This window comes from Pseudomonas sp. PDM14, assembly GCF_014851905.1.
In the GTDB taxonomy this organism is placed as follows: Bacteria; Pseudomonadota; Gammaproteobacteria; order Pseudomonadales; family Pseudomonadaceae; genus Aquipseudomonas.
Genome location: NZ_JACVAQ010000001.1, coordinates 1832736 through 1857806 on the forward strand (window position 1 = coordinate 1832736; position 25071 = coordinate 1857806).

The window sequence follows — 25071 nt, forward strand, 5'->3', positions numbered from 1 at the left end:
GTGTTTCGCCGCCCTGATGCAGGGCACGGCATGCACCCTGCCGACAACTCAGATACGCGCCAGCAGCGGTAGATCCCCGGACAAGCCGAGCGCCTGGCGCACGAACAGCGCCTTGGCTTCGGGCAGGCCGTCGACCCAGTTGAGGCCGCTGTTGCGCAGCAGGCGCATGGGCAGCGGGTCGGCCTGGAACAGCCGCTCGAAGCCCTCCATCGCCGCCATCATCGCCAGGTTGTGCGGCATGCGCCGGCGCTCGTAGCGGCTGAGCACGCGCACATCACCGAGTTGCTCGCCACGCGCCTGCGCATGCAGCAGCACTTCGGCGAGCACCGCGGCATCGAGCATGCCCAGGTTGACGCCCTGCCCGGCCAGCGGGTGAATGGTGTGCGCGGCATCGCCGATCAGTGCCAGGCCGCTTTCCACATAGCGCTTGGCGTGACGCTGGCGCAGCGGGATGCACAGCCGCGCGTCGGTCTGGGTGACTTCGCCCAGGCGCCACTCGAAGGCCTTGCCCAGCTCGCGACAGAAGGCCGCGTCATCCAGCGCCATCAAGCGCTCGGCTTCAGCCGGTACGGTCGACCAGACAATCGAGCACCAATGCTCGTCGCCCGCCTGCTCGCCGGCATGCGCCGGCAACGGCAGGAAGGCCAGCGGGCCGTCATCGGTGAAGCGCTGCCAGGCGGTGCGCTGGTGCGGGCGTGCACAACGCACGCTGGTGACGATGGCATGATGCAGGTAATCCCACTCGCGGGTGGCGCAACCGGCCAGGCGGCGCACCGCCGAATTGGCTCCGTCGGCGGCGACCAGCAGCGGCGCACGCAGCTCGCGGCCATCGGCCAGGCTGAGCAGCCAGCCATCGCCGGAGCGGCGCAACTGTTCGACCCGCGCATTGGCCAGCAGGCCCAGGTTGCTGTCGTGCAGGCGCTCGAGCAACGCGTCCTGAATGACGCGGTTTTCGATGATGTGGCCAAGGGTCTCGGCATGCACGCTGGCCGCGCTGAAGTGCACCTGACCGGTGCCGGAGCCGTCCCACACCTGCATGTCGACATAGGGCCCGGTACGCCGCGCGGCGATCCCCGGCCATACATCGAGACGTTCGAGAATGCGCTGGCTAGCGGCGGACAGCGCGCTGACCCGCGGCTCGAACGGCGCATCGGCAACGAAGGGCCTGACGCTCAGCGGGCTGCCGTCGACGACCAGGATATCCAGGCCGCTGTGCTCCAGGGCCAGCGCCAGGGCACTGCCCACCATCCCCGCACCGACGATGATCAGATCCGCTTGCATCTTCCTTCCTTATGCCGCGTTGCGCGCGCGTGGTTTGAGGCGCACATAGAGCGTTTTGTTCACGGTGGCGACCAGCGTGCCGGCGCCATCGCGAATCTGCACCTGCAGCTCCGGCAGGTACTTGTCGCCGTCGGCGGTGCGCGCGCGAATCTCGGCGAGCAGCGCGTCGTCGACACGGAACTCGGCGTACACGGCGCCCTTGCCCGGCGTGACGAAGTCGATGCTCGCAGCCTTGTCCCAGACGATGTAATCGTCGCCCAGCAACGGCATCAGCAGGAGCATATAGAACGGGTCGACCATGCTGTACAGCGAGCCGCCGAACTGGGTACCGACGAAGTTGCGGTTGTACCAGCGCAGCGCCATCTTCACCCGAGCCTCGCGGCAGTCCGGGCTGATGTGCTGCACGCGGATACCGGCGCCGAGGTACGGCGGGTAGATGTTCAGGCCCAGGCGCAGCAGGCGCGCGCGACGGGCGAGTTTACGGTCGCTCATGAAATCTCTCGAAGACGACGGCACCGGCGCCCGGTACAGGCAGCAGTGTCCTTCATAGGGTTCGGGTGCCAAGGCCCATGGCCTGACGGGCAAACCAGCGCTTGGCGGGCGGGAACAGGTCGAGACCAAGCAGGCCCAGGGTGCGTCCGGCCACCAGCAGCGACTCGCCGCGACCGAACAGGCGGGTGACCTGATCGGAGAAGCCGACGGTGACGGCCTGGTCCTGTTCCTGGCTGCGGCAATAGCGCTGCAGGGTGGCGAAGTCACCGAGCGGCGCGGCGCTGCTCAGCAGGGTGTCGGCCAGGGCCAAGGTGTCGCGCAGCGACAGGTTGAAGCCCTGCCCGGCGACCGGGTGCAGGCTGTGTGCGGCATTGCCGAGCAGCACCAGATGCGGCCGCACCTGCTCCTGCGCTTCAGTCAGCGCCAGCGGGTAGACGTGCCGACCACCGACCTGGCGCAGGGCACCAAGGCGATAGCCGAACGCGGCCTGCAGCTCGGCGAGGAAGGCCCTGTCGTCCAGCCCCAGCAGGCGCTGGGCATCGTTGCCGGGGCGGGTCCAGACCAGTGCGCAGCGGTTGTCCGCCAGCGGCAGCAGCGCCATCGGTCCGTCATCGGTGAAACGCTCGAAGGCCTGCCCGTCATGCCCATCGCCCGGCGTGACGTTGGCGATCAGCGCGGACTGGCCGTATGGCGTCTGCTTGACCGTAACACCCAGCTGCTCGCGCAGGTTGGAGCGGCCGCCATCGGCGAGCACGGCGAGGTCGCAGTCGAGGAGGCTTTCGTCGTTGAGGGTCAGCCGGTAGCCATCATCCAGCGCCTCCAGGCGGGTGACTTCGGCCGGGCAGCGCCAGCTCACCACCTCTGGATCGAGGGCCTGCCACAGGCAGTGGCCAAGCCAGGCGTTCTCCACCACGTAGCCCAGCGCCGGCACGCTTTCGTCAGCGGCGACCAGGCGGGTGGCGCCGAAGCGGCCGCGGTCGGACACGTGAATCTGGGTGATTGCCTCGGCTCGCGTGGCGAGTGCCGGCCACAGGCCGAGGCGCTCGTAGAGTTGTCGGCTGCCGTAGGACAGCGCGGTGGAACGGGCGTCGTAGCTCGGCTGGTAACTGTCGCCGGGGGCGAAGGGCTCGACCAGGACGATCTGCCAGCCACGCGCCTTGGCCCCGGCCTGCAGGGCCAACGCCAGGCTCGCGCCAACCAGGCCGCCGCCGATGATCGCCAGGTTCACCCGTGGCATCGGCTCAGGCCGCCTGACTGCGCGCGGCGGCCATCAGCGCCTCAATTTCGGCGACAGACTTCGGCACGCCAGTGGTGAGCACCTCGCAGCCGGTCTTGGTCACCACCACGTCGTCCTCGATGCGTACACCGATGCCGCGCCATTTCTTCGCCACATTCTGGTTGTCCACGGCGATGTAGATGCCCGGTTCGACCGTCATCGACATGCCCGGCTCGAGCACGCGCCACTCACCGCCGAGCTTGTAGTCACCAACGTCGTGCACGTCCATGCCCAGCCAGTGGCCGGCACGGTGCATGTAGAACGCCTTGTAGGCTTCGCTGGCGATCAGCTCGGCGACATCGCCCTGGAGCAGGCCGAGCTCGACCAGGCCGGCGGTGATCACCTGCACCGTGGCCTCGTGGGCCTCGTTCCAGTGCTTGCCGGGGGCGATGTGCTTGAACGCCTCTTCGTTGGCCTTGAGCACCAGCTCGTAGATGGCCTTCTGCTCGGGCGAAAAGCGCCCGCTGACCGGGAAGGTGCGGGTGATGTCGCTGGCGTAGCAGTCGATCTCGCAACCGGCGTCGATCAGCACCAGGTCGCCATCCTTCAACGCCGCGTCGTTCTCGCGGTAGTGCAGGATGCAGGCATTGCGCCCGGTGGCGACGATCGAGCCGTAGGCCGGCATCTTCGCCCCGCCCTTGCGGAACTCGTAGTCCAGCTCGGCTTCCAGGTGGTACTCGTACAGCCCGGCGCGGCTGGCCTGCATGGCGCGGATGTGCGCTCGCGCGGAGATCTCCGCAGCCTCGCGCATCACCTTCACTTCATTGGCCGACTTGTACAGGCGCATGTCGTGCAGCAGGTGGTTGAGGGCGACGAACTCGTTGGGCGGCGTGGCGCCCTGGCGCGCCTTGGAGCGGATCACGTTGACCCAGTCCATCAGCCGGTGATCGAACTCCTGATTGCTGCCGATGGCGTAGTACACGCGCTCGCGGCCTTCGATCAGGCCCGGCAGGATGTCGTCGATGTCGCCGATGGGAAAGGCATCGTCGGCGCCGTAGGCACTGATCGCCCCATCCTGGCCAGCCCGCAGGCCGTCCCACAGCTCGCGCTCCGGGTCACGCTCGCGGCAGAACAGCACGTATTCGCCGTGGGCCCGGCCGGGGATCAGCACCAGCACCGCTTCCGGCTCGGGGAAGCCGCTGAGGTACTGGAAATCGCTGTCCTGGCGGTACACGTGCTCGACATCGCGGTTGCGGATGTACACCGGCGCGGCCGGCAGGATGGCGATGCTGTTCGGTTCCATCTGCGCCATAAGCGCCTTGCGTCGACGGGCGTATTCCGACTTGGGGATGCTGGCCATGGGCGATTTCGACCTTAGTGCAGGGAGGGTTTGGGGGCGGCGGCGAGCGGCGTCTTGTTGCACTCGGTGAACAGCAGCAACGGTGCCACGCGCAGGTATTCCATTACCTCCATGTAGTCGCTTTCGCCATCCTCGGACTCGTCCAGTGCGCTCTGCACCTGGGCGATGGCGCTGATGTCCTGCAGCACTTCCATGGCATCGCTGCTCAGTGCGCCGTCGCGCAGGGTCAGGCCGAAACCATCAAGGAAGCCCTGGCACCACTGGCCGAGGGCGGTGGCGCGCTCGGCGAGCGGGGCATCGTCGCTGGGCAGCAGCAGAATCACGGCAATGTCGCTGCCGGACAGCTCGCCCTTGACCATCTCCTGCAGGCCGATCAGAGCCTGGCGGACATTCTCCGGCGGCTCGACGCCGAGCAGTTCACCGGCATCGACCAGCCAGGGCTCGGGGTCGAAACCCGCTCCGGCGCAGCTGCGGCCCAGGAGCAGGCCGTGCAGTTCGGCGGGGGAAACGGGTTTGCCGGTGCTGGCGAGCAGGGCGGCGAAAGCGGAGTACGGGGAATTCGAGGTCGGCATGGGCAGCTAGGCGCTAGGCAGCGCAATGTCTAGAATGGAGGCCTCGTATCCTAGCACCGGCAGGCGCGGCAAAACCATCGACGCCCCGCTTGCGCGGGCCGCGCCGGGTTGTCGAGAATCGCGACCGCGGTTGCCTCTTGCGCAAGACAATCCTTTATAGTCTCGCCACTCATTGCCCAGGTAGGGAGCCCATGGAAGACGCCGAACTGCAAGCCCTTACACGCAAGCTGGACCTGTTGATCCAGCGCGTGGAGCAGCTCAAGTCGCACAACCGTGCCCTGCAGGCCAGTGAGCAGGCCTGGCGCGAGGAACGCGCCCATCTGATCGAAAAGAACGAAATGGCCCGGCACAAGGTCGAATCGATGATTTCGCGCCTGAAAGCCCTGGAGCAGGACACATGACCCAGTCGAACACCGTTACCGTGCACATCCTCGACAAGGAATATTGCATCGCCTGCCCGGCAGACGAACGCAACAATCTGGAGAGCGCCGCGCGCTACCTGGATGGCAAGATGCGCGAGATCCGCTCCGGCGGCAAAGTCATCGGCGCCGACCGCATCGCGGTGATGGCTGCCCTCAACATCACCCACGATCTGCTGCACAAGCAGCAGCGCCTGGATCAGGAAGTCAGCACCACCCGCGAACGCGTGCGTGACCTGCTGGATCGTGTCGACACCGCCCTCACCGCCGATCAGGATGGCCACGGAAGCTGATTGCAGAGCGGTCGATTGGGGTATACTCGGCCCAGCTCCCTGGTGTGTTTGCCAGTCGGTGATGTCCCTGAGCCGATACGCACAACCACGGGGGTTGCAAGTGGGGCCGGTGTGCATGTCCGCCTGACGGAAAGCCTTAACGCCTCCTGCAATCTCCACCTTGAACTTTCGGGTTCAAGGGCTAAACCGACAGCGGCATGACTGGGGAGTCTTCATTTTCATGATCCAGGCCGGCACTCTCTCCCGCCCGGCTTTGCGCAGACAGCTACGTCTGGCGCGCCGTCAACTCTCCCCCCAACAACAGAAACAGGCCGCCCGCGGACTGCTGCGCCAACTCGTTCAGCATCCCTTGTTCCGACGCGCCCGGCACATCGCCCTGTACCTGCCCAACGATGGCGAAATCGATCCGCGTCCACTGCAGCGCATCGCCCGGCAACGCGGCAAGGCGATCTACCTGCCGGTACTGAATGCCTGGCCGTGCACCAGAATGAGCTTTCAACGCGTCGAGCCGCGCGAACAACTGGCACGCAACCGCTTTCGCATTGCCGAACCCAGAGCCAACCCCGCGCGCCAACGCAGACCCTGGACGCTGGATCTGATCCTTCTGCCGCTGGTGGGTTTCGATGAATACGGCGGGCGCCTGGGCATGGGCGGTGGTTTCTACGACCGCAGTCTGGCGTACCGGCAATTGCGCAAAAATTGGCACAAGCCGACGCTGCTGGGCCTGGCCCATGAGTGTCAGAAGGTGGACAAACTGGCCCTGGCCAGCTGGGATGTGCGACTGCAGGCGGTGGTTACCGATCGTCGCTGGTATGGCTGAACACGTCAGCCGTGCACCGCGATCCCTGCGGTGCTCGCTATCTGGCGCTTACTGCTGCTGAGCCTGGCTGAGGGGCTGAGTGCCCTGCCGCTCCCAGAGGCTCTGGGTGTAACCCGTGGTAACCATCCCCAGGCTGAATAGAATTACCAGTACCCACAATAGATCCGGCTTGCGTTTCATTTATTTGCCTCCCCCTTTCCAGGCACACTGCGTCGATTGACCGGTAGTGGTGTTGTTATGGCCCTGCGCCAGCGCCAGGACGGGCATCCGCTGTCTGCGCAGCGGTGTTGAAGCACCCATCATGATTCGCCGTACAACCCTTTCTGACGGGAACGCGTTTCAGTCCGCCAGCAAAGACCGGCAAACAGGAGCAAAGTTCATGCCTTATTGGCTGATGAAATCCGAACCCGACGAACTGTCGATCCATGACCTGCAGCGTCTCGGTCGCGCGCGCTGGGATGGCGTGCGCAACTATCAGGCGCGCAACTTCGTGCGCAGCATGGAAGACGGCGAGCTGTTCTTCTTCTATCACTCCAGCTGCCCGGAGCCGGGCATCGCCGGCATCGGACGCATCGTCGGCGCGAGCTATCCGGACCCGACCGCACTGGACCCGCAGAGCCACTACTTCGACGCCAAGGCCAGCCACGAGAAGAACCCGTGGACGGCACGCGATGTCGAGTTCGTCGAAGCCTTTCCCCGTGTACTGCCTCTGGCCACGTTGAAAGCCGCGCCGGCCCTGGCCAACCTTGCGCTGGTACAGAAAGGCAGCCGTCTGTCGGTAATGCCGGTTGGCGACGTGGAATGGGCGCACATACTCAAGCTGCGCTGAACGCCGTAAGGCACAGTGCTATCACCGAGTGAGCCCTTCGGAGTGCGTCCATGCGAGAACGTACCGCCTGGCTGGCACGTGTGGCGCTGGCCGCTCTGCTCCTGGCGCTGTGCAGCGCCAGCATCCTGCTCTGGCGTCAGCTGGAAAACGACCAGAGCAAGCGCCTGAGCGAGCGCCTCGACTACCAGACACAAGCTTTCGCCCATCGCCTGGAAAGCAACCTGCACCTGGAAGCCGAGAGCCTCGGTCGCATCGCCCGCCTGTGGAACAAACTGGGGCGCCTGCCGCGCGAAAGCTGGGAAGAAGAAGCCCGCCAGGCCCTGCGCGGATTCGCCGGCTACCAGTCGATCCAGTGGGTCGGTGCCGACCTGCAGATGCGCTGGCTGGTGCCGCTGAAAGGCAACGAGGCGGCGGTGAATTTCCGCCTGCTGCCCCAGCATCCCAACTTCGAGCTGGCAATGCAGGCGCGGCGCAGTGGCGAGCAGCGCTTCTCCAATAGTTTCGAACTGGTCCAGGGCGGTCGCGGCTTCGTCCTCTACACCCCGCTGTTCATTCAGGACAATCAGGGCAAGACGGTGTTCGACGGCTTCCTGCAAGGCGTATTCCGCGTCGAACCGCTGATGGACGAACTGCTGCGCAACCGTACCAATGGCGAGTTCTCCATCCGCCTGCTGCAGAACGACAGTGTCATCTACAGCCGCGACCAGGCCGACGCCGTGCCGGAGCTGGCCCAGCTGCTGCCGCTGCAACTGTTCAACAACCACAACTTCCGCCTGCAGCTGAGCCCGACCCACAGCCTGCTGCGCCAGCTCAACTCACCGCTACCCCAGGTGGTTCTCGCCGCCAGCCTGGCGATCAGCCTGCTGCTGGTCGCGGCCCTGTTCCTTGCCCTGGAGAACACCCGGCGCGCCAGTGCGCTGCAGCGCGCCAATCGCCTGCAACGCGAGGAAGCGCGTCAGCGCGAAGTGGTCGAGCAGCACCTGCGCGAGAGCCGTGAGCAGCTGCAACTGGTCATCGACCTGACCGACTCCAGCCACGACAGCCTGTTCATTCTCGACACCGAGAGCCGCGAGCTGCTGCACATGAACCGCGCCACCCACGCCGGGCTCGGCTACCGTGCGGCGCAGTTCGCCGACCTGCTGCGCGAGCACCCCGAGCGCCTGCTGCCCGGTTACGGCGAATGGCTGGAACAGGTGCGCACGGCCCAGCGCGAGGGCAGCTCGCGGATCTTCCAGCGGCAGATGCGCCGCCGCGACGGCACCGCGCAGCCGGCCGAGATCAACACCCAGCTGGTGCAGCGCAACGGCCGCGAATACCTGATCGGCGTTTCACGCGACAACAGTGAACGCCTGCAGCTGGAGGCGCGCCTGCAGCGCCTGTCGCAACTCGATGGCCTTACCGGCCTGTACAACCGGCGCTTCTTCGACCAGCAGCTGCAGGGCGAATGGCGGCGCTTGCGGCGTATCAGCGCGCCGATCACCCTGCTGATGCTGGATATCGATCACTTCAAAGCCTACAACGACGCCCTCGGCCACCTCGCCGGCGACGACGCCCTGCGCAAGGTCGCGGCGGTGTTGCAGGACTGCCTGCAACGGGAGGGCGATGTGGCCTGCCGCTATGGCGGCGAGGAGTTCGCCATCATTCTCGCCAATACCGGCTTGGAAGGCGGCGAGCATGTCGCCGCGCAGGTGCATGAGCGCATCGCCGCACTGGCCATCGAGCATCCGCAGAGCCCGTTGCAGCACCTGACGCTGAGCATCGGCCTGGCGGTGGCCGAACCGGCGAGTGACGAGCAGCCCGGCGATCTGATCGCTCACAGCGACAAGGCGCTGTACCGGGCCAAGCACGCCGGGCGCAATCGCACCTGCGTGTGGGACGGCGCGGCGAACACCGCGCCGTGAAAGGTGTTACTGGATGATCAGGTTATTGAACAGCAGGTCTTCGACGATGGGCTTGCCCGTCTCCTGATTCAGCGCGGCCTGCACCTGCTTTAGCGCTTCCTGGCGCAGCGCCTCCTTGGCCTCCTGGCTGCCGACGCTCTCTTCGGTCTGCTGCGAAAACAGCATCACCAGCTGATTGCGGATCAGCGGCTCGTGGTACTCGACCGCCTCCTCGGCTTCGGTGCCGGTCACGCGCAGGGCGATATCGGCCTTGAAGAACTTCAGTTTCGGCCCCGGTCCGAAGTTGCCGACCAGCGCCGGCACCAGGTTGTAGTACGCCACCTTCGGCGCAGCGCCTTCCTCGCCTTCCTTCTTTTCTTCCTCGTTGGCCAGGGCAGCGAACGGCAAGCACAGCGCCAGTAGCAGAGCGATCCAGGTTTTCACGAAAAGGCGTCCTCGGTGGAGTATGCCGCTAGCATAGCCATTGCCGAGGCTGCGCCCAAGCCCGACGAATGTAAGGGCATCAGGCAGGGCCATGCTGATTGACCGAGCGGACCCGCCACCTACACTGCTGGGCCACTACCCTGCGGAGGAACTCGTGATGAAAGCTGTTCTGTGCAAAGCCTTCGGCCCTGCCGAAACCCTGGTGCTGGAAGACGTGGCCAGCCCCGAGCCGAAGAAGAACGAAATCCTCATCGACGTGCACGCCGCCGGGGTCAACTTCCCCGATACCCTGATCATCGAAGGCAAGTACCAGTTCAAGCCGCCCTTCCCCTTCTCCCCGGGCGGCGAAGCGGCCGGCGTGGTGGCGGCGGTGGGCGAGAAGGTCACCCATGTACGCCCTGGCGACCGGGTGATGGCGCTGACCGGCTGGGGCAGCTTCGCCGAGCAGGTGGCCGTGCCCAGCTACAACGTGATGCCGATCCCCAAGGGCATCGACTTCAACTCCGCTGCCGCCTTCAGCATGACCTACGGCACCTCGATGCACGCCCTCAAGCAGCGCGCCAATCTGCAGCCGGGTGAAACCCTGCTGGTGCTTGGCGCCTCCGGTGGCGTCGGCCTGGCCGCGGTGGAAATCGCCAAGGCAATGGGCGCCAAGGTGATCGCCGCCGCCAGCACCGCCGAGAAGCTGGCAGTGGCCAAGGCCGCTGGTGCCGACGAGCTGATCAACTACAGCGAAAGCAGCCTCAAGGAAGAAATCAAACGCCTCACCGGCGGCCAGGGCGTCGACGTGATCTACGACCCGGTCGGTGGCGACCTGTTCGAGGAGGCTTTCCGCTCCATCGCCTGGAACGGCCGCATGCTGGTAGTCGGCTTCGCCGCTGGCGGCAGCATCCCGGCGCTGCCGGCCAACCTGCCGCTGCTCAAGGGCGCCTCGCTGGTCGGCGTGTTCTGGGGCGCCTTCGCCCAGCGCCAGCCGCAGGACAACCTGGCCAACTTCCAGCAACTGTTCGCTTGGTACGCCGAAGGCAAGCTCAAGCCGCTGGTGTCGCAGGTGTTCCCGCTGGAGAACGCCGCCGAGGCGATCAACGCCCTTGGTCAACGCAAAGCGGTCGGCAAGGTGATCGTGCAAGTTCGCAGCTGATCCCGAGCGACCGATCCCAGGCCCCGCTTCCGCGGGGCTTTTTCGTTTCGGCGCCCGGCGACGACCTGCAACCACACGCGGTTCATGGAACAATGCGCGACGTTCCGATCAGCCACCGGTCTTCATCGATGCTTCTTACGCCGCGCCACCTGCTCTGTTTCCTCATCCTACTCTGCCTGCCCGGCGTCGCCGCGGCGGCCGAAGTCGACGGCGCCAGCATGAGCCTGCTTTGGGCCCTGCCCTTCGCCGGCATTCTGCTCAGCATCGCCATACTGCCGATCCTGGCCAGCGCGCTCTGGCACCATCACTTCGGCAAGATCACTGCCGGCTGGACCCTGCTGTTCCTCGTACCGTTCCTGTTCACCTTCGGCTGGCAGCCGAGCCTCGGCCTGGGCGTGCACGTACTGTTCGGCGAGTACCTGCCGTTCATCATTCTGCTGTTCGCCCTGTTCACCATCTCCGGCGGCATCCTGCTGGAAGGCAACCTGCATGGCTCGCCGGGGTTGAACACTGGCCTGCTCGCCCTCGGCACGGCGCTCGCCTCGGTAATGGGCACGACTGGCGCGGCGATGCTGCTGATCCGCCCGTTGCTGCGCGCCAACGACAACCGCAAGCACAACGTCCATGTGGTGGTGTTTTTCATCTTCCTGGTGGCCAACGTCGGCGGCGGGCTGACACCGCTGGGCGACCCACCGCTGTTCCTCGGCTTCCTCAAGGGCGTGGATTTCTTCTGGACCCTGCAGCACATGGCGTTGCCGGTAGTAATGCTGGCGCTGGCGCTGCTCGGCCTGTTCTACCTGCTCGACCGCTACCTGTTCAGCCGCGAGGACGAACTGAGCAGCGTCGACCCAACCCCCGACCGGCCGCTGCGCCTGCTCGGCACGCCGAACTTCCTGCTGCTCGCCGGCGTGGTGCTCGCCGTGCTCATGTCCGGCCTGTGGAAACCAGGCATCGGCCTTGATGTGCTGGGCACGCGGGTGGAACTGCAGAACCTGCTGCGCGACCTGGCGCTGGTCGGCCTGGCGCTGCTCTCGCTGTGGATCACCCCGCGCGCGGTACGCAGCGGCAATGCGTTCAGCTGGGCGCCGATCGTCGAGGTGGCGAAGCTGTTCGCCGGCATCTTCCTGACCATCGCTCCGGTGATCGCCATCCTCCGCGCCGGCGAAAGCGGCGCCCTGGCGGCGCTGGTCGCCAGCGTCACCGGGCCGACCGGCGCGCCCATCGACAGCATGTATTTCTGGATGAGCGGCACGCTTTCGAGCTTCCTCGACAACGCGCCGACCTACCTGCTGTTCTTCAACCTCGCCGCCGGCGACGCGCAGGTGCTGATGGAGCGCCTGCCGCAGACCCTGCTGGCGATCTCCATGGGGTCGGTGTTCATGGGCGCGATGACTTACATCGGCAACGCGCCGAACTTCATGGTCAAGGCCATCGCCGAGCAGCAGGGCGTGAAGATGCCGAGCTTCTTCGGCTACATGCTCTGGTCCTGCGCCCTGCTGTTGCCGCTGCTGGTGGTGCTCAACCTGATCCTCCTGTGACGCCAGGCTTTGGCGGAAATGCGCGCGGGGTGCCTAGCTGGCGCCCTGCGCAGCCACTCGGCCAAAAATACGTGACCGATCGCTCAATTTTTCGAGCTGCCGGCACACTAGCAAAAAGCCTGCACCGCTGCGGGCATTTAGCCGCTAGAATCCGCGCCCTTCCGTGGTGACCGGGCAGTCCCAAGCCGCCCGCCCGTCGCTACCGCCCCCGCCCATTCAAAAAACAATTCACGCACTCCGGGGCACGCTGCGCCAATTCTGGCGCCGGCGGCATCATCTATTTGTCCGAGAACTGGAGGTTCGAAGTGTTGAAGAAATCCTTGTCTGCCCTGCTCATCCTGGCCACGCTGCTGATCAGCGCACCCGCCGCCGCGCAACTGACCGTCGGCGAAGCCATGAACATGACCGGCCTGCAGCGCTCGCTGGTCCAGCGCATGACCAAGAACTACCTGATGATCGGCGCCGACGTGCGCGTCGAAGCCGCGACTCGTCAACTGCAGGAGTCGGTGACGCAATTCGATACCGCCTACAAGGCGCTCAGCGACAACGCCACGACACCCGAAATGAAAGCCAAGCTGGGAGAGATCGGGCAGATCTGGACCCCGTTCAAGCAGCAGGTGACTGCCCAGCCGGAGCAGATCCAGGCGGCGGCGATGCTGGCCAATAGCGAACGCCTGCTGCAGGAATCCCAGGCCCTGACCGACCTCATGGCCGCACAGGCGGGAAGCATGGGCAAGGTGGTCAACCGCAGTGGCTGGGCGCGCGTGCAGAGCCAGCGCATCGCCATGCTCTACATGGCCAAGACTTGGCAGGTGCAGGCGCCCGACCTGGACAGCAAGCTGGACACCGCGGTGGCCGATTTCGACGGCATCCTCAAGGAGCTGGAAGCCAGCCCGGCGCCGAACGAGCAGATCGCCACCTCGCTGCGCCGCGTGCGGGCCAACTGGGCATTCACCCTCAAGGGTATCGACCTGCACGCGTCCAACGCCTTCGTGCCCACTTCGATCACCGTCAGCACCGACTCGCTGTTCCGCCACATGAACGAGCTGACCCGCCTGTACGCGGGTCTGCAGGGCTGACCCCCGGCTACGCGTCGTGCCTCAGGGGCGCGGCGCGTAGGCGAACACGTCGGCGCGCATCTGGTGCGCGTCCATACCGGCGTCGACCAGCGCGTCAAGGGTGCCGTAGATCATCGCCGGCGAGCCACTGGCATACACGTGCAGCGGCTTGAGGTCGGCGAAGTCTTCGCACACCGCCTCGTGCAGCAGGCCGCAGCGCTCTTGCCAGTCGCACAGGTCGCTGACTACCCGGTGCAGGAACAAGCCCGGCTGCTGTTGCCAGTCGGCCCAGTGCGGCAGGTCGTAGAAGTCGTCCGGCGTGCGCACGCCCCAGTACAGGTGCACCGGGTGGGCGAAACCGGCGGCGCGCGAATGCTCGATCAGGCTGTGCATCTGCGCCATGCCGGTCCCGGCGGCGATCAGCACCAGCGGGCCGTCCGGCAGCTCGGCCAGGTGGGTATCGCCGAACGGCAGCTGCACCTTGGCGAAGCCCTGGCGTTGCAGGAACGCCAGCAGCGAGCTGGCACTCTCCTCGCGCGCCAGCACGTGCAGCTCCAGTTCGCGACCCATGTGCGGGGCCGAGGCCAGGGAGAAAGCCGATAGCTCGCCATCCTCGCGCTGGATCAGCAGGTACTGCCCGGCGTGGTAGCGCGGCACCTTGCCCGCCGGCGCACGCAGGCGCACGCGGAACACGTCGCCACCAACCTCGGTGCACTCGATCAGCTGGCAGGTCAGGCTGCGCACCGGCAACTCGCCGGGCGCGAGCACGCCATCCCAGTGCAGCACGCAATCTTCCAGCGGCTCGGCGAGGCAGGTGTACAGCTCGCCGTGGTCGCGCTCCTCGCCGTTCTGCCGCACGCGGCCCTCCACCAGCAGCGCGCTACAGATGTGGCAGTTGCCGTTGCGGCAGCTCTGCGGGCACTCGTAGCCAAGGCGCCGCGCCGCATCGAGAATGCGCTCGCCGGCCTCGACCTCGAGCACCGCACCGGAGGGTTGCAGGGTGACTTTCATCAATCGATCCCGAGCTCGCTCCACAGCGCGTCGACCCGCGCCGTCACGGCCGGATCCTTCTCGATCACCCGGCCCCACTCGCGACTGGTCTCGCCCGGCCACTTGTGGGTGGCGTCGAGGCCCATCTTCGAGCCCAGGCCGGACACCGGCGAGGCGAAGTCGAGGTAGTCGATCGGCGTGTTGTCGATCAGCACCGTGTCGCGCTTGGGGTCCATGCGCGTGGTGATGGCCCAGATCACGTCGTTCCAGTCACGCGCGTTGACGTCGTCGTCGGTGACGATGACGAACTTGGTGTACATGAACTGGCGCAGGAAGCTCCACACGCCGAGCATCACCCGCTTGGCGTGGCCGGGGTACTGCTTCTTCATGGTCACCACCGCCATGCGGTATGAGCAGCCTTCCGGCGGCAGGTAGAAGTCGGTGATCTCGGGGAACTGCTTCTGCAGGATCGGCACGAACACCTCGTTCAGCGCCACACCGAGAATCGCCGGCTCATCCGGCGGACGGCCGGTGTAGGTGCTGTGGTAGATCGGCTTCTGCCGGCGGGTAATGCGCTCGACGGTGAACACCGGGAAGCGGTCGACCTCGTTGTAGTAACCGGTGTGGTCGCCATACGGGCCTTCGTCGGCCATCTCACCGGGATGGATCACCCCTTCGAGGACGATCTCGGCGCTGGCCGGCACCTGCAGGTCACTGCCACGCGCCTTGACCAGCTCGGTCTTGTTGCCGCGCAGCAGGCCGGCGAAGGCGTATTCGGAGAGGCTGTCCGGCACCGGAGTGACCGCGCCGAGAATGGTCGCCGGGTCCGCACCCAGGGCCACGGCCACCGGGTAAGGCTTGCCGGGAAATTTCTCGCACCACTCGCGGAAATCCAGAGCGCCGCCACGGTGGCTGAGCCAGCGCATGATTACCTTGTTGCGACCGATGACCTGCTGGCGGTAGATGCCGAGGTTCTGCCGATCCTTGTTCGGGCCCTTGGTGATGGTCAGGCCCCAGGTGATCAGCGGGCCGACGTCGCCCGGCCAGCAGGTCTGCACCGGCAGCTTGCCCAGGTCGACGTCGTCGCCCTCTTCGATCACTTCCTGGCACGGCGCATCCTTGAGCACCTTGGGCGCCATGCTCAGGACCTTCTTGAAGATCGGCAGCTTGGACCATGCATCCTTCAGGCCTTTCGGCGGCTCGGGTTCCTTGAGGAACGCCAGCAGCTTGCCGATTTCGCGCAGCTCGCTGACTTCCTCGGCACCCATGCCCAGGGCAACGCGCTTGGGCGTGCCGAACAGGTTGCCGAGTACCGGCATGTCGAAACCCGTGGGATTCTCGAACAGCAGCGCCGGGCCACCCTTGCGCAAGGTGCGGTCGCAGATCTCGGTCATCTCCAGGACGGGAGACACCGGGGTCTGGATGCGCTTGAGTTCACCGCGCTGTTCCAGGCCCTGAATAAAGTCGCGCAGGTCGCGATACTGCATGCGTGAGCCTCATGTGGTGGGGCGTGCAGGTGGGGCGCAAAGTTTAGCGCCGAAGTCGGCTATTCAGAAGACCACGGAAACGCAAAGGCCGGGTTTCCCCGGCCTTTGTGGCAACGCTGACGTTACTTCCGCTTCATGGAAAGGAAGAATTCATCGTTGGTCTTGCTGTCTTTCAGCTTGTCGAGGAGGAACTCGATGGCGGCGATTTCGTCCATCGGATGCAGCAGTTTGCGCAGGATCCACATGCGCGACAGTTCTTCCTCACCAGTCAGCAACTCCTCACGGCGAGTGCCGGATTTGTTGATGTTGATGGCCGGGAATACGCGCTTCTCGGAGATGCGGCGGTCGAGGATCAACTCCAGGTTGCCGGTACCCTTGAATTCTTCGTAGATCACTTCGTCCATCTTCGAGCCGGTTTCGACCAGCGCGGTGGCGATGATGGTCAGCGAACCGCCTTCCTCGATGTTACGCGCGGCGCCGAAGAAGCGTTTCGGCTTCTCCAGGGCGTGGGCGTCGACACCACCGGTGAGGACCTTGCCGGAGCTCGGGATCACGGTGTTGTAGGCGCGTGCCAGACGGGTGATGGAATCGAGCAGGATGACCACGTCCTTCTTGTGCTCGACCAGGCGCTTGGCCTTCTCGATCACCATCTCGGCAACCTGCACGTGGCGGGTCGGCGGCTCGTCGAACGTGGACGCGACCACTTCGCCGCGCACGGTGCGCTGCATCTCGGTCACTTCTTCCGGGCGCTCGTCGATCAGCAGAACGATCAGGTGGCACTCGGGGTTGTTGCGGGTGATGTTGGCCGCGATGTTCTGCAGCATGATCGTTTTACCGGCCTTCGGCTGGGCGACGATCAGGCCGCGCTGGCCCTTGCCGATCGGGGCGCAGAGATCGATCACGCGCGCGGTGAGGTCTTCCTTGGAACCGTTGCCGGCTTCCATCTTCAGACGCTCGTTGGGGAACAGCGGCGTGAGGTTCTCGAACAGAATCTTGTTCTTGGCGTTTTCCGGGCGATCGAAGTTGATCGAGTCGACCTTGAGCAGGGCGAAGTAACGCTCGCCTTCTTTCGGCGGGCGGATCTTGCCGATGATGGTGTCGCCGGTACGCAGGTTGAAGCGGCGGATCTGGCTGGGCGAGACGTAGATGTCGTCCGGGCCGGCCAGGTAGGAGGAATCAGCGCCACGGAGGAAGCCGAAGCCGTCCTGGAGGATCTCCAGCACGCCGTCGCCGGAAATTTCTTCGCCGCTTTTCGCGTGCTTTTTCAGCAGGGCGAAGATGACATCCTGCTTGCGCGAACGGGCCATGTTTTCCAGGCCCATCTGTTCGGCCATGTCGAGCAGTTCGGCAATCGGCTTTTGCTTGAGTTCGGTCAGATTCATAGGAATGACGATACGTATAGAGGAGGGAATGAAAGCACTAGGCAATGAAAGCACTTGGCTTTGCTGGGCCGCGCCGCAGGGAAGGCGACTGGATCGCTCGGTATTATCGGAGGAATGCGTCGGCGACGGCTTGGGAGGCAGCGGAGGAACCGCTACGGGTCCGAATGTAACATCGGCTTTGCGGGGAGTCTACCCTGCGCCCAGCAAAAAGCCCCGCATTGTGCGGGGCTTCTACAACAGGCCGGACGGCGCGGCGTTCGGCACATTGGCCGAGCGCTAAGACGTCAGATGTTGGCGTCCAGGAACGCGGCCAGCTGCGACTTGGACAGTGCACCGACCTTGGTCGCCTCGACGTTGCCGTTCTTGAACAGCATCAGCGTCGGGATACCACGTACGCCGTACTTCGGCGGGGTTTCCTGGTTCTCGTCGATGTTCAGCTTGCAGACCTTCAGTTTGCCCTGATAGGTCTGGGCGATCTCGTCGAGCACCGGGGCAATCATCTTGCACGGACCACACCATTCGGCCCAGTAGTCGACCAGGACCGGACCTTCGGCCTTGATCACGTCGTCTTCGAAGCTGGCATCGCTGACGTTGGTGATGAAATCGCTCATGGATAGTCTCCGTGGTCGGAAGCAAAAAAGTGGCGGCCATCATAGCCCGGCTTTCCCGCCGCTGAAAGTCGCCGGGCCATTAAGCTTGGCTATCGCCAATCGAAGGAAAGCTGATGAAAGAATACGGCAGGAACGCATGGGGAGGTTAACATGCGATGCATTGGACCGACTGCCTGAAGCGGCAGCATGCTTTCCGTTCTGTTTCGAGACCCCTTGACCATGCCGAATGCCGCCAAGCAGTTTCCCCTCATCGCCGCCATCGACCTTGGCTCGAACAGCTTCCACATGGTGCTGGCCAAGGCCGACCACAATGAGATCCGCATTCTCGAGCGGCAAGGGGAAAAGGTGCAGCTGGCCGCCGGCATCGACGAACAGCGCATGCTCAGCGAAGAAGCCATGCAGCGCGGCCTCGACTGCCTGAGCCGCTTCGGCCAGCTGATCCAGGGCCTGCCCCACGGCGCAGTGCGCATCGTCGGCACCAACGCCCTGCGCGAAGCGCGCAACCGCGGCGAGTTCATCCGCCGCGCCGAAGCCGTGCTCGGCCACCCGGTGGAAGTCATCTCCGGCCGTGAAGAAGCCCGCCTGATCTACCTCGGTGTCTCGCACACCATCGCCAACACACCCGGCAAGCGCCTGGTCGCCGACATCGGCGGCGGCAGTACCGAATTCATCGTCGGCCAGCAATTCGAGCCGCTGCTGCGCGAAAGCCTGCAGATGGGCTGCGTCAGCTACACCCAGCGCTACTTCCGCGACGGCAAGATCACCCCGGCGCGCTACGCCCAGGCCTACACCGCAGCGCGCCTGGAGCTGATGAGCATCGAACAGGGCCTGCAGCGCCTGGGCTGGCAGGAAGCGGTGGGCGCCTCAGGCACCATCCGCGCCATCGGCCTGGCGATCAAGGCCGGCGGCCTGGGCAACGGCGAGATCAACGTCGAGGGCCTGGCCTGGGTCAAGCGCAAGGTATTCAAGCTCGGTGACGCCGAGAAGCTCGATATCGAAGGCATCAAGCCCGATCGCCGGCAGATCTTTCCCGCCGGCCTGGCCATCGCTGAAGCCATTTTCGACGCCCTCGACCTGCAGCGCATGACCCATTCCGAAGGTGCCCTGCGCGAAGGCGTGCTCTACGACCTGCTCGGCCGCCACCAGCACGAAGACGTGCGTGAGCGCACCCTCGGCTCGCTGATGGAGCGCTACCACGTCGACCAGCAGCAGGCCACGCGGGTCGAAACCAAGGCCCTGCAGGCGCTGGAGAAGGTGGCGGCGGCCTGGGGCCTGGAAGAGGAATCGCACCGCGACCTGCTGCAATGGGCCGCGCGCGTGCACGAGATTGGTCTGGACATCGCCCACTACCACTACCACAAGCACGGCGCCTACCTGATCGAGCACTCCGACCTCGCCGGTTTCTCGCGCCAGGATCAGCTGATGCTCGCCCTGCTGGTGCGCGGCCATCGTCGCAACATCCCCCGTGACCGCTTCGCCGAGTTCGGCGAGGAAGGCGTCAAGCTGCTGCGCCTGTGCATCCTGCTGCGCTTCGCGATCCTCGTGCACCACATCCGTGGTACCCAGGAAATGCCGCGCGTGCAGCTGCAGGCCGGGCCGAACAGCCTTGACCTGACGTTCCCCGATGGCTGGCTGGAAGCCAACCCGCTGACCCAGGCCGACTTCGACCAGGAAGCCGAGTGGCTGACGCGCATCGGCTTCAGCCTGACCGCGCGCTGAGCCGCCGGCAGCCATGAAAAAGCCCCGCAATGCGGGGCTTTTTCATGGCTGGAACACTCGCCGTCAGCGCACCTGCGGCGCGGTCAGCTTCTCCAGCAGCGCGGCCTGCGCGCTACGCGGGTGGGCGTTGCCGCTTGGGCTGGTGCGCTGGTAGCGACCGTCCAGCTGCAGCACCCAGGCCTGGGTGTTGTCGGTGAGGTACGACTCCAGCTCCTTCTTCACCCGCAGGATGAGCTTCTTGCCTTCCACCGGGAAACAGGTCTCCACACGCTTGTCGAGGTTGCGCTCCATCCAGTCGGCGCTGGACAGGTAGATCTTCTCCTCGCCGCCGTTGAGGAAGTAGAACACCCGCGTGTGCTCGAGGAAGCGGCCGATGATCGAGCGCACCTGAATGTTGTGCGACACCCCCGGAACGCCCGGGCGCAGGCAGCACATGCCACGCACCACCAGATCGATCTTCACACCAGTCTGGCTGGCCTTGTACAGCGCGCGGATGATCTTCGGATCGGTCAGCGAGTTGAACTTGGCCATGATGTGCGCCGGCTTGCCTTCACTGGCCTGCTGGGTCTCGAAGGCGATCATGTCGAGCAGCGTCTTCTTCAGGGTAAACGGCGCATGCAGCAACTTCTTCATGCGCAGGGTCTTGCCCATGCCGATCAGCTGGTTGAACAGCTTGGACACGTCCTCACCGAGAATCACGTCGGCGGTGAGCAGGCTGTAGTCGGTGTACAGCTTGGCGTTGCCGGCGTGGTAGTTGCCCGTGCCGAGGTGCGCGTAGCGACGCAGCTCCCCGCCCTCACGCCGCAGGATCAGCATCATCTTGGCGTGGGTCTTGAAACCGACCACGCCGTAGATCACCACTGCGCCGGCGGCCTGCAGACGGCTGGCCAGCGCCAGGTTGGACTCTTCGTCGAAGCGGGCGCGCAGCTCGATCACCGCGGTAACCTCCTTGCCGCTGCGGGCCGCCTCGACCAGCGCGTCGACGATTTCCGAGTTGGCGCCGGAGCGGTACAGGGTCTGCTTGATCGCCAGTACATGCGGGTCTTTCGCCGCCTGGCGCAGCAGATCGACCACCGGAGTGAACGACTCGAAGGGGTGCAACAGGAGGATGTCCTGCTTGCCGACCACGTTGAAGATGTTCTCGGCGTTCTGCAGCAGCTTGGGGATCACCGGGGTGAACGGCGCGTACTGCAGCTCCGGGTGGCTTTCCAGCCCGGTGATGGAGAACAGGCGGGTCAGGTTGACCGGGCCGTTGACGCGGTACAACTCGGTGTCCGTCAGGTTGAACTGCTTGAGCAGGTAGTCCGACAGGTGTTTCGGGCAGGTGTCGGCCACTTCCAGGCGCACCGCGTCACCGTAGCGGCGGCTGAACAGCTCGCCACGCAGGGCGCGCGCCAGGTCTTCGACATCCTCGGTATCCACCGACAGGTCGGCGTTACGGGTCAGGCGGAACTGGTAGCAGCCCTTGACCTTCATGCCCTGGAACAGGTCATCGGCGTGGGCGTGAATCATCGAGGAGAGGAACACGTAGTTGTCCCCCGCGCCGCCGATTTCCTCCGGCACCTTGATGATCCGCGGCAGCAGGCGCGGCGCCGGGATGATCGCCAGGCCGGAGTCGCGACCGAAGGCGTCGATGCCTTCCAGCTCGACGATGAAGTTCAGGCTCTTGTTCACCAGCAGCGGGAACGGGTGCGTCGGGTCGAGACCGATCGGGGTGATGATCGGCGCGATCTGCTCGCGGAAATAACGGCGCACCCAGGTCTTCAGCTTCACCGTCCAATAGCGGCGGCGAATGAAGTTGATCTGGTGCTTGGCCAGCTCCGGGAACAGCACGTCGTTGAGCAACGCATACTGGCGATCGACCTGTTCGTGGGCGATTTCCGAGATGCGCGCCAGCACCTGGCTTGGCAACAGGCCATCGGCGCCGGCCTGTTCACGGGCGAAGTTGATCTGCTTCTTCAGGCCCGCGACGCGGATCTCGAAGAACTCGTCGAGGTTGCTGGAGAAGATCAGCAGGAACTTCAGGCGTTCGAGCAACGGATAGGATTCATCCAGCGCCTGCTCCAGCACGCGGATGTTGAACTTCAGCTGCGACAGCTCGCGGTGGATGTACAGGCTGCTGTCATCGATGCTCGGCACCGGCGCAACCGGGGTCGGCACACTCGGCTCGGGCTCCACCACCGGGAGCACTTCGGCCACCTCCACGGCGGTCAAAACCGGCTCCATGACGGGCTCATCGTCCACACCTGCATTCTCGCTCAATCCTTCCGTATTCATTGCCTCTTCCCAGGGGGGACTTACTGCCCCGCTCTTATCAGCTCTGCCGCACGCTTGGCAAAGTAGGTCAGGATGCCATCGGCACCTGCTCGTTTGAACGCGGTCAGCGATTCGAGGATCACCGCCTCGCTGAGCCAGCCATTCTGTATCGCCGCCATGTGCATGGCGTACTCGCCGCTGACCTGATAGACAAAGGTCGGCACGCGGAATTCCTGTTTGACCCGCCAGACGATGTCGAGGTACGGCATGCCCGGCTTGACCATGACCATGTCGGCGCCTTCGGCGAGGTCGGCCGCCACTTCGTGCAGCGCCTCGTCACCGTTGGCCGGGTCCATCTGGTAAGTGTTCTTGCTGCCCTTGCCGAGGTTGGCGGCCGAGCCCACGGCATCGCGAAACGGACCATAGTAGGCGCTGGCGTACTTGGCCGAGTAGGCCATGATGCGCACGTTGACGTGATCGGCCAACTCCAGCGCTTCACGGATGGCCTGGATGCGCCCGTCCATCATGTCCGACGGCGCGACCACCTGGGCACCGGCAGCAGCATGCGACAGCGCCTGCTTGACCAGCGCGTCGATGGTGACATCGTTCTGCACATAGCCGTGTTCGTCGAGGATGCCGTCCTGACCATGGGTGGTAAAGGGGTCGAGGGCCACGTCGGCGATCACCCCCAGCTCCGGGAAGCGCTCGCGCAGGGCACGAATCGCCCGCTGGGCAATGCCGTCGGGGTTCCAGGCTTCGCTGCCGTCGAGGGATTTCTTCTCCAGCGGGGTGACCGGGAACAGGGCCAATGCCGGAATGCCCAGCGCTACCCATTCTTCGGCTTCCTGCAGCAGCAGGTCGATGGACAGACGCTCCACGCCCGGCATGGAGGGGATCGCTTCGCGGCGGTTTTCGCCATCGAGAACGAACACCGGCAGGATCAGGTCATCGACGCTCAGCTGGTTTTCGCGCACCAGGCGGCGGGAAAAATCATCGCGACGGTTGCGACGCAGGCGGGTGGCGGGGAACAGGCGATTGGCTGGGGTAAAGCTCACGGCGGACTCCGGAGCCCGCGGGCACGGGCACAGTGTGAGGGTTATAAGCCTCCATTATGACCAATTGATGACATCCCGGCACCGCCGTCCGGCCCGATCACGCCTGAACGGGCGCGACCCATTGCCGCTGCAGGGCGCTCATCGCCCCCAGACTGATCAGCGTGTAGGCCGCCAGCACTGCCCAGGGCAGCAGCCCCGCGCCGATCAGCTCCTGTTGCTGGGCCAACCACAGCAGCGGCAGGTTGAGCAGCAGGCGCACCACCTCCAGCCAGCGCACGAAGGTGCGATTCTCCAGCCAGGCGCCGATGGCGTAGAGGCCGAGCGCGGTCCAGGCGCAGCTCAGCAACAGGGTCAGCAGCGGCAGTTGCGCACCGTTGGCCAGCAGGTAGCTGCCGATCACCACGTAGATGACGAACTGCAGCGCCGCGTAGACCTTCTGCCCGCGTGTCAGCGGCACATCGTATTTGACGAAGCGCGACAGGTCCGGCTTGCTCCGCGGGTAACGCGCCTCGACATCCGCCGGGCGCCAGCCGGTGCGCATGAACCAGATGCGCAGCTTGTCCCACCAGGATTCGGCGCGCGCCGCGTCCTGCCACAGCACCGCGTAGAACTGCAGGTTGGCCCACAGCGGATTCCAGCTGGCCAGCGGCGTGGTCACGCCGAAGATCACCGGCTCCTCGTCCAGCTCTTCCTGGAAGGTGCCGAACAGCCGGTCCCAAAGGATGAACACGCCCCCGTAGTTGCGGTCCATGTAAATAGGGTTCTGCGCATGATGAACGCGGTGGTTCGACGGGGTGATGAAGATCCACTCGAACCAGCCGAGTTTGGGAATGTGCTTGGTGTGCACCCAGAACTGATAGAGCAGGTTGAGCGCACCGACGCTGAGGAACACCAGCGGCGGTACCCCGGCGATCGCCATCGGCAAGTAGAACACCCAGCTGAGCAGAAAGCCGGTGCTGGTTTGGCGCAATGCGGTGGTGAGGTTGTACTCCTCGCTCTGGTGATGCACCGAATGCGCGGCCCAGAGAATGTTGCGCTCGTGGCCCATGCGATGCAGCCAGTAGTAGCAGAAGTCGTAGAAGACGAAGGCGACCACCCAGACCCACCAATCCTTGGCTGACATCTCGACGATGCCCAAGTGCTCCCAGGCCAGGGTGTAGATCAGCAGGCCGACGACATTGGTCAGCAGGCCGGTGGTGGTCGACAGCACGCCGGTGCTCATGCTGTTCAGTGCGTCGGACAGGCGATAGGTACTCAGCCCGCGCCAGCGATCGGCGAGCAGCTCGAGGCTTATCAGCAGAAAGAAGAACGGCACGGCATAAAGGATGTAATTCACGGGGCACCCATATCGTTGCAGCGGATCGCGGGCTAGGATTGCTACTAGTGGTAGCCATCCTAAGCCAGAGCCGCAGAGGCACTGTAAGCCGGGCATGCCAGCGCAGCCGGCATTTGGCGACATACCCGTTGTATTTCGATCAGGAGCAAGCCATGAGCAAAAAGGTAGCCGTCATTCTCTCCGGCTGCGGCGTCTACGACGGTGCGGAAATCCAGGAAAGCGTGATCACCCTGCTACGCCTCGACCAGCGCGGCGCACACGTGCAGTGTTTCGCGCCGAACATCGCGCAGCACCATGTGATCAACCATCTGACCGGCGAGGAAATGCCGGAAAGTCGCAACGTCCTCACCGAGTCGGCGCGCATCGCCCGCGGCAATGTCGAAGACGTGCGCGAGCTGAAAGCCGAGCAATTCGATGCCCTCATCGTGCCGGGCGGTTTCGGCGTGGCGAAGAATCTCTCCAGCTTCGCCAGTGAAGGCGCCGACTGCAGCGTGCAGCCGGATGTACTGGCCGCCGCCCAGGCCTTCGCCAGCGCCGGCAAGCCGATCGGGCTGCTGTGCATTTCCCCGGTGATGGCCAGCAAGATCTTCGGCAACGGCGTGATCGCCACCCTGGGCAGCGCCGAAGACCCGGCCGCCGCCGCACTGGAAAGCATGGGCGGCGTGCACGAGGAGTGCACCGTCGAAGACATCGTCGAGGACAAGACCCACAAGCTGGTCACTACCCCGGCCTACATGCTTGCCCAGTCCATCGCCGAAGCCGCGTCGGGCATCAACAAGCTGGTCGACCGCGTACTCGAACTGACCCACCCGCAGTAACCTGCACCGCGGCGCTACCGGGCACGCGTCGGCCACCCGGCCTACGCTGATCCGGCCAATCCCCGCGCCGCAAC

General features: G+C 65.0%; 23 protein-coding genes and 1 other RNA gene. 11 read left to right on the plus strand and 13 right to left on the minus strand.

Annotated elements, in window-relative coordinates; translation table 11 throughout:
* Window positions 1–48 precede the first annotated feature (48 nt).
* Genes IB229_RS08615 through IB229_RS08635 form a run of 5 tightly spaced genes read right to left on the minus strand, consistent with a single transcriptional unit; the run spans window position 49 to window position 4921 of the window.
* Window positions 49–1281: a 2-octaprenyl-3-methyl-6-methoxy-1,4-benzoquinol hydroxylase gene (locus tag IB229_RS08615; RefSeq protein ID WP_192326990.1), complete on the minus strand. Its 1233-nt coding sequence runs from the start codon at window positions 1279–1281 to the stop codon at window positions 49–51.
* 9 nt (window positions 1282–1290) lie between these two features.
* Window positions 1291–1773, minus strand: a complete 483-nt coding sequence (locus IB229_RS08620; protein WP_192326993.1) for a DUF4442 domain-containing protein — start codon at window positions 1771–1773, stop codon at window positions 1291–1293.
* A gap of 52 nt (window positions 1774–1825) precedes the next feature.
* On the minus strand, window positions 1826–3010 hold the full coding sequence (gene ubiH / locus IB229_RS08625) for a 2-octaprenyl-6-methoxyphenyl hydroxylase (protein ID WP_192326996.1): 1185 nt from the start codon (window positions 3008–3010) through the stop codon (window positions 1826–1828).
* Window positions 3011–3014: 4 nt separating this feature from the next.
* Window positions 3015–4349, minus strand: coding sequence for a Xaa-Pro aminopeptidase (gene pepP, locus IB229_RS08630; protein WP_192326998.1), 1335 nt, complete (start codon window positions 4347–4349; stop codon window positions 3015–3017).
* A gap of 14 nt (window positions 4350–4363) precedes the next feature.
* Window positions 4364–4921, minus strand: coding sequence for a YecA family protein (locus tag IB229_RS08635; protein ID WP_192327001.1), 558 nt, complete (start codon window positions 4919–4921; stop codon window positions 4364–4366).
* Between the two features lie 191 nt (window positions 4922–5112).
* Between IB229_RS08635 and IB229_RS08640 the strand changes: the two genes are divergently transcribed.
* The 6 genes from IB229_RS08640 (at window position 5113) to IB229_RS08665 (ending at window position 9183) form a co-directional block, all read left to right on the plus strand.
* Window positions 5113–5322: a TIGR02449 family protein gene (locus IB229_RS08640; protein WP_192327004.1), complete on the plus strand. Its 210-nt coding sequence runs from the start codon at window positions 5113–5115 to the stop codon at window positions 5320–5322.
* A complete protein-coding gene (locus tag IB229_RS08645) occupies window positions 5319–5633 on the plus strand; it encodes a cell division protein ZapA (RefSeq protein WP_192327007.1) in 315 nt (104 codons plus the stop codon). The genes IB229_RS08640 and IB229_RS08645 overlap by 4 nt, the downstream gene beginning before the upstream one ends.
* A gap of 33 nt (window positions 5634–5666) precedes the next feature.
* Window positions 5667–5845: non-coding RNA, 6S RNA (ssrS, locus tag IB229_RS08650), on the plus strand.
* Window positions 5846–5853: 8 nt separating this feature from the next.
* Window positions 5854–6453, plus strand: coding sequence for a 5-formyltetrahydrofolate cyclo-ligase (locus tag IB229_RS08655; protein ID WP_192327010.1), 600 nt, complete (start codon window positions 5854–5856; stop codon window positions 6451–6453).
* A gap of 379 nt (window positions 6454–6832) precedes the next feature.
* Window positions 6833–7282 (plus strand): EVE domain-containing protein, encoded by a 450-nt coding sequence (locus IB229_RS08660; RefSeq protein ID WP_192327013.1) that lies wholly within the window; start codon window positions 6833–6835, stop codon window positions 7280–7282.
* A gap of 50 nt (window positions 7283–7332) precedes the next feature.
* Window positions 7333–9183, plus strand: a complete 1851-nt coding sequence (locus tag IB229_RS08665) for a diguanylate cyclase (RefSeq protein ID WP_192327016.1) — start codon at window positions 7333–7335, stop codon at window positions 9181–9183.
* A gap of 6 nt (window positions 9184–9189) precedes the next feature.
* Here IB229_RS08665 and IB229_RS08670 read toward each other — a convergent pair whose 3' ends face one another.
* The gene (locus IB229_RS08670; protein WP_192327020.1) at window positions 9190–9606 is read right to left on the minus strand and encodes a flagellar basal body-associated protein FliL; all 417 of its coding nucleotides are present in this window, start codon (window positions 9604–9606) and stop codon (window positions 9190–9192) included.
* A 157-nt stretch (window positions 9607–9763) separates the two neighbouring features.
* Between IB229_RS08670 and IB229_RS08675 the strand changes: the two genes are divergently transcribed.
* The 3 genes from IB229_RS08675 (at window position 9764) to IB229_RS08685 (ending at window position 13364) form a co-directional block, all read left to right on the plus strand.
* Window positions 9764–10747: an NADPH:quinone oxidoreductase family protein gene (locus IB229_RS08675; protein WP_192327023.1), complete on the plus strand. Its 984-nt coding sequence runs from the start codon at window positions 9764–9766 to the stop codon at window positions 10745–10747.
* 128 nt (window positions 10748–10875) lie between these two features.
* The gene (locus IB229_RS08680) at window positions 10876–12285 is read left to right on the plus strand and encodes a sodium:proton antiporter (protein ID WP_192327026.1); all 1410 of its coding nucleotides are present in this window, start codon (window positions 10876–10878) and stop codon (window positions 12283–12285) included.
* Window positions 12286–12590: 305 nt separating this feature from the next.
* Complete coding sequence (locus tag IB229_RS08685; RefSeq protein WP_318652090.1) at window positions 12591–13364, plus strand: type IV pili methyl-accepting chemotaxis transducer N-terminal domain-containing protein; 774 nt, start codon at window positions 12591–12593, stop codon at window positions 13362–13364.
* Between the two features lie 21 nt (window positions 13365–13385).
* On the opposite strand, the gene IB229_RS08690 is transcribed toward IB229_RS08685, so the two are convergent.
* The 4 genes from IB229_RS08690 to trxA form a co-directional block, all read right to left on the minus strand.
* On the minus strand, window positions 13386–14354 hold the full coding sequence (locus tag IB229_RS08690; protein WP_192327029.1) for a CDP-6-deoxy-delta-3,4-glucoseen reductase: 969 nt from the start codon (window positions 14352–14354) through the stop codon (window positions 13386–13388).
* A complete protein-coding gene (ubiD, locus tag IB229_RS08695; protein ID WP_192327031.1) occupies window positions 14354–15820 on the minus strand; it encodes a 4-hydroxy-3-polyprenylbenzoate decarboxylase in 1467 nt (488 codons plus the stop codon). The genes IB229_RS08690 and ubiD overlap by 1 nt, the downstream gene beginning before the upstream one ends.
* 122 nt (window positions 15821–15942) lie before the next feature.
* Complete coding sequence (gene rho / locus IB229_RS08700; RefSeq protein ID WP_192327033.1) at window positions 15943–17202, minus strand: transcription termination factor Rho; 1260 nt, start codon at window positions 17200–17202, stop codon at window positions 15943–15945.
* Between the two features lie 284 nt (window positions 17203–17486).
* Entirely contained in the window at window positions 17487–17813 is a 327-nt protein-coding gene (trxA, locus tag IB229_RS08705; protein WP_192327035.1) for a thioredoxin TrxA, read from the minus strand.
* A 219-nt stretch (window positions 17814–18032) separates the two neighbouring features.
* Here trxA and ppx point away from each other — a divergent pair, with 219 nt between their 5' ends.
* Window positions 18033–19532, plus strand: coding sequence for an exopolyphosphatase (gene ppx / locus IB229_RS08710; RefSeq protein ID WP_192329342.1), 1500 nt, complete (start codon window positions 18033–18035; stop codon window positions 19530–19532).
* Window positions 19533–19595: 63 nt separating this feature from the next.
* Here ppx and ppk1 read toward each other — a convergent pair whose 3' ends face one another.
* The 3 genes from ppk1 to IB229_RS08725 form a co-directional block, all read right to left on the minus strand.
* On the minus strand, window positions 19596–21809 hold the full coding sequence (ppk1, locus tag IB229_RS08715) for a polyphosphate kinase 1 (protein WP_192327037.1): 2214 nt from the start codon (window positions 21807–21809) through the stop codon (window positions 19596–19598).
* Window positions 21810–21829: 20 nt separating this feature from the next.
* Entirely contained in the window at window positions 21830–22843 is a 1014-nt protein-coding gene (gene hemB, locus IB229_RS08720) for a porphobilinogen synthase (protein WP_192327039.1), read from the minus strand.
* A 97-nt stretch (window positions 22844–22940) separates the two neighbouring features.
* Window positions 22941–24179, minus strand: a complete 1239-nt coding sequence (locus tag IB229_RS08725; RefSeq protein ID WP_192327041.1) for a sterol desaturase family protein — start codon at window positions 24177–24179, stop codon at window positions 22941–22943.
* A 152-nt stretch (window positions 24180–24331) separates the two neighbouring features.
* On the opposite strand from IB229_RS08725, the gene elbB reads away from it, so the two are divergent.
* Window positions 24332–24997, plus strand: a complete 666-nt coding sequence (gene elbB / locus IB229_RS08730) for an isoprenoid biosynthesis glyoxalase ElbB (protein ID WP_192327043.1) — start codon at window positions 24332–24334, stop codon at window positions 24995–24997.
* Window positions 24998–25071 lie beyond the last annotated feature (74 nt).

What these genes read in the sequence shown, in the direction of transcription:
- IB229_RS08615 (WP_192326990.1), bottom strand. Translation starts at nt 1,281, where the DNA reads ATGCAAGCGGATCTGATCATCGTCGGTGCGGGGATGGTGGGCAGTGCC.
- IB229_RS08620 (WP_192326993.1), bottom strand. Translation starts at nt 1,773, where the DNA reads ATGAGCGACCGTAAACTCGCCCGTCGCGCGCGCCTGCTGCGCCTGGGC.
- ubiH (WP_192326996.1), bottom strand. Translation starts at nt 3,010, where the DNA reads ATGCCACGGGTGAACCTGGCGATCATCGGCGGCGGCCTGGTTGGCGCG.
- pepP (WP_192326998.1), bottom strand. Translation starts at nt 4,349, where the DNA reads ATGGCCAGCATCCCCAAGTCGGAATACGCCCGTCGACGCAAGGCGCTT.
- IB229_RS08635 (WP_192327001.1), bottom strand. Translation starts at nt 4,921, where the DNA reads ATGCCGACCTCGAATTCCCCGTACTCCGCTTTCGCCGCCCTGCTCGCC.
- IB229_RS08640 (WP_192327004.1), top strand. Translation starts at nt 5,113, where the DNA reads ATGGAAGACGCCGAACTGCAAGCCCTTACACGCAAGCTGGACCTGTTG.
- IB229_RS08645 (WP_192327007.1), top strand. Translation starts at nt 5,319, where the DNA reads ATGACCCAGTCGAACACCGTTACCGTGCACATCCTCGACAAGGAATAT.
- IB229_RS08655 (WP_192327010.1), top strand. Translation starts at nt 5,854, where the DNA reads ATGATCCAGGCCGGCACTCTCTCCCGCCCGGCTTTGCGCAGACAGCTA.
- IB229_RS08660 (WP_192327013.1), top strand. Translation starts at nt 6,833, where the DNA reads ATGCCTTATTGGCTGATGAAATCCGAACCCGACGAACTGTCGATCCAT.
- IB229_RS08665 (WP_192327016.1), top strand. Translation starts at nt 7,333, where the DNA reads ATGCGAGAACGTACCGCCTGGCTGGCACGTGTGGCGCTGGCCGCTCTG.
- IB229_RS08675 (WP_192327023.1), top strand. Translation starts at nt 9,764, where the DNA reads ATGAAAGCTGTTCTGTGCAAAGCCTTCGGCCCTGCCGAAACCCTGGTG.
- IB229_RS08680 (WP_192327026.1), top strand. Translation starts at nt 10,876, where the DNA reads ATGCTTCTTACGCCGCGCCACCTGCTCTGTTTCCTCATCCTACTCTGC.
- IB229_RS08690 (WP_192327029.1), bottom strand. Translation starts at nt 14,354, where the DNA reads ATGAAAGTCACCCTGCAACCCTCCGGTGCGGTGCTCGAGGTCGAGGCC.
- ubiD (WP_192327031.1), bottom strand. Translation starts at nt 15,820, where the DNA reads ATGCAGTATCGCGACCTGCGCGACTTTATTCAGGGCCTGGAACAGCGC.
- rho (WP_192327033.1), bottom strand. Translation starts at nt 17,202, where the DNA reads ATGAATCTGACCGAACTCAAGCAAAAGCCGATTGCCGAACTGCTCGAC.
- trxA (WP_192327035.1), bottom strand. Translation starts at nt 17,813, where the DNA reads ATGAGCGATTTCATCACCAACGTCAGCGATGCCAGCTTCGAAGACGAC.
- ppx (WP_192329342.1), top strand. Translation starts at nt 18,033, where the DNA reads ATGCCGAATGCCGCCAAGCAGTTTCCCCTCATCGCCGCCATCGACCTT.
- ppk1 (WP_192327037.1), bottom strand. Translation starts at nt 21,809, where the DNA reads ATGAATACGGAAGGATTGAGCGAGAATGCAGGTGTGGACGATGAGCCC.
- elbB (WP_192327043.1), top strand. Translation starts at nt 24,332, where the DNA reads ATGAGCAAAAAGGTAGCCGTCATTCTCTCCGGCTGCGGCGTCTACGAC.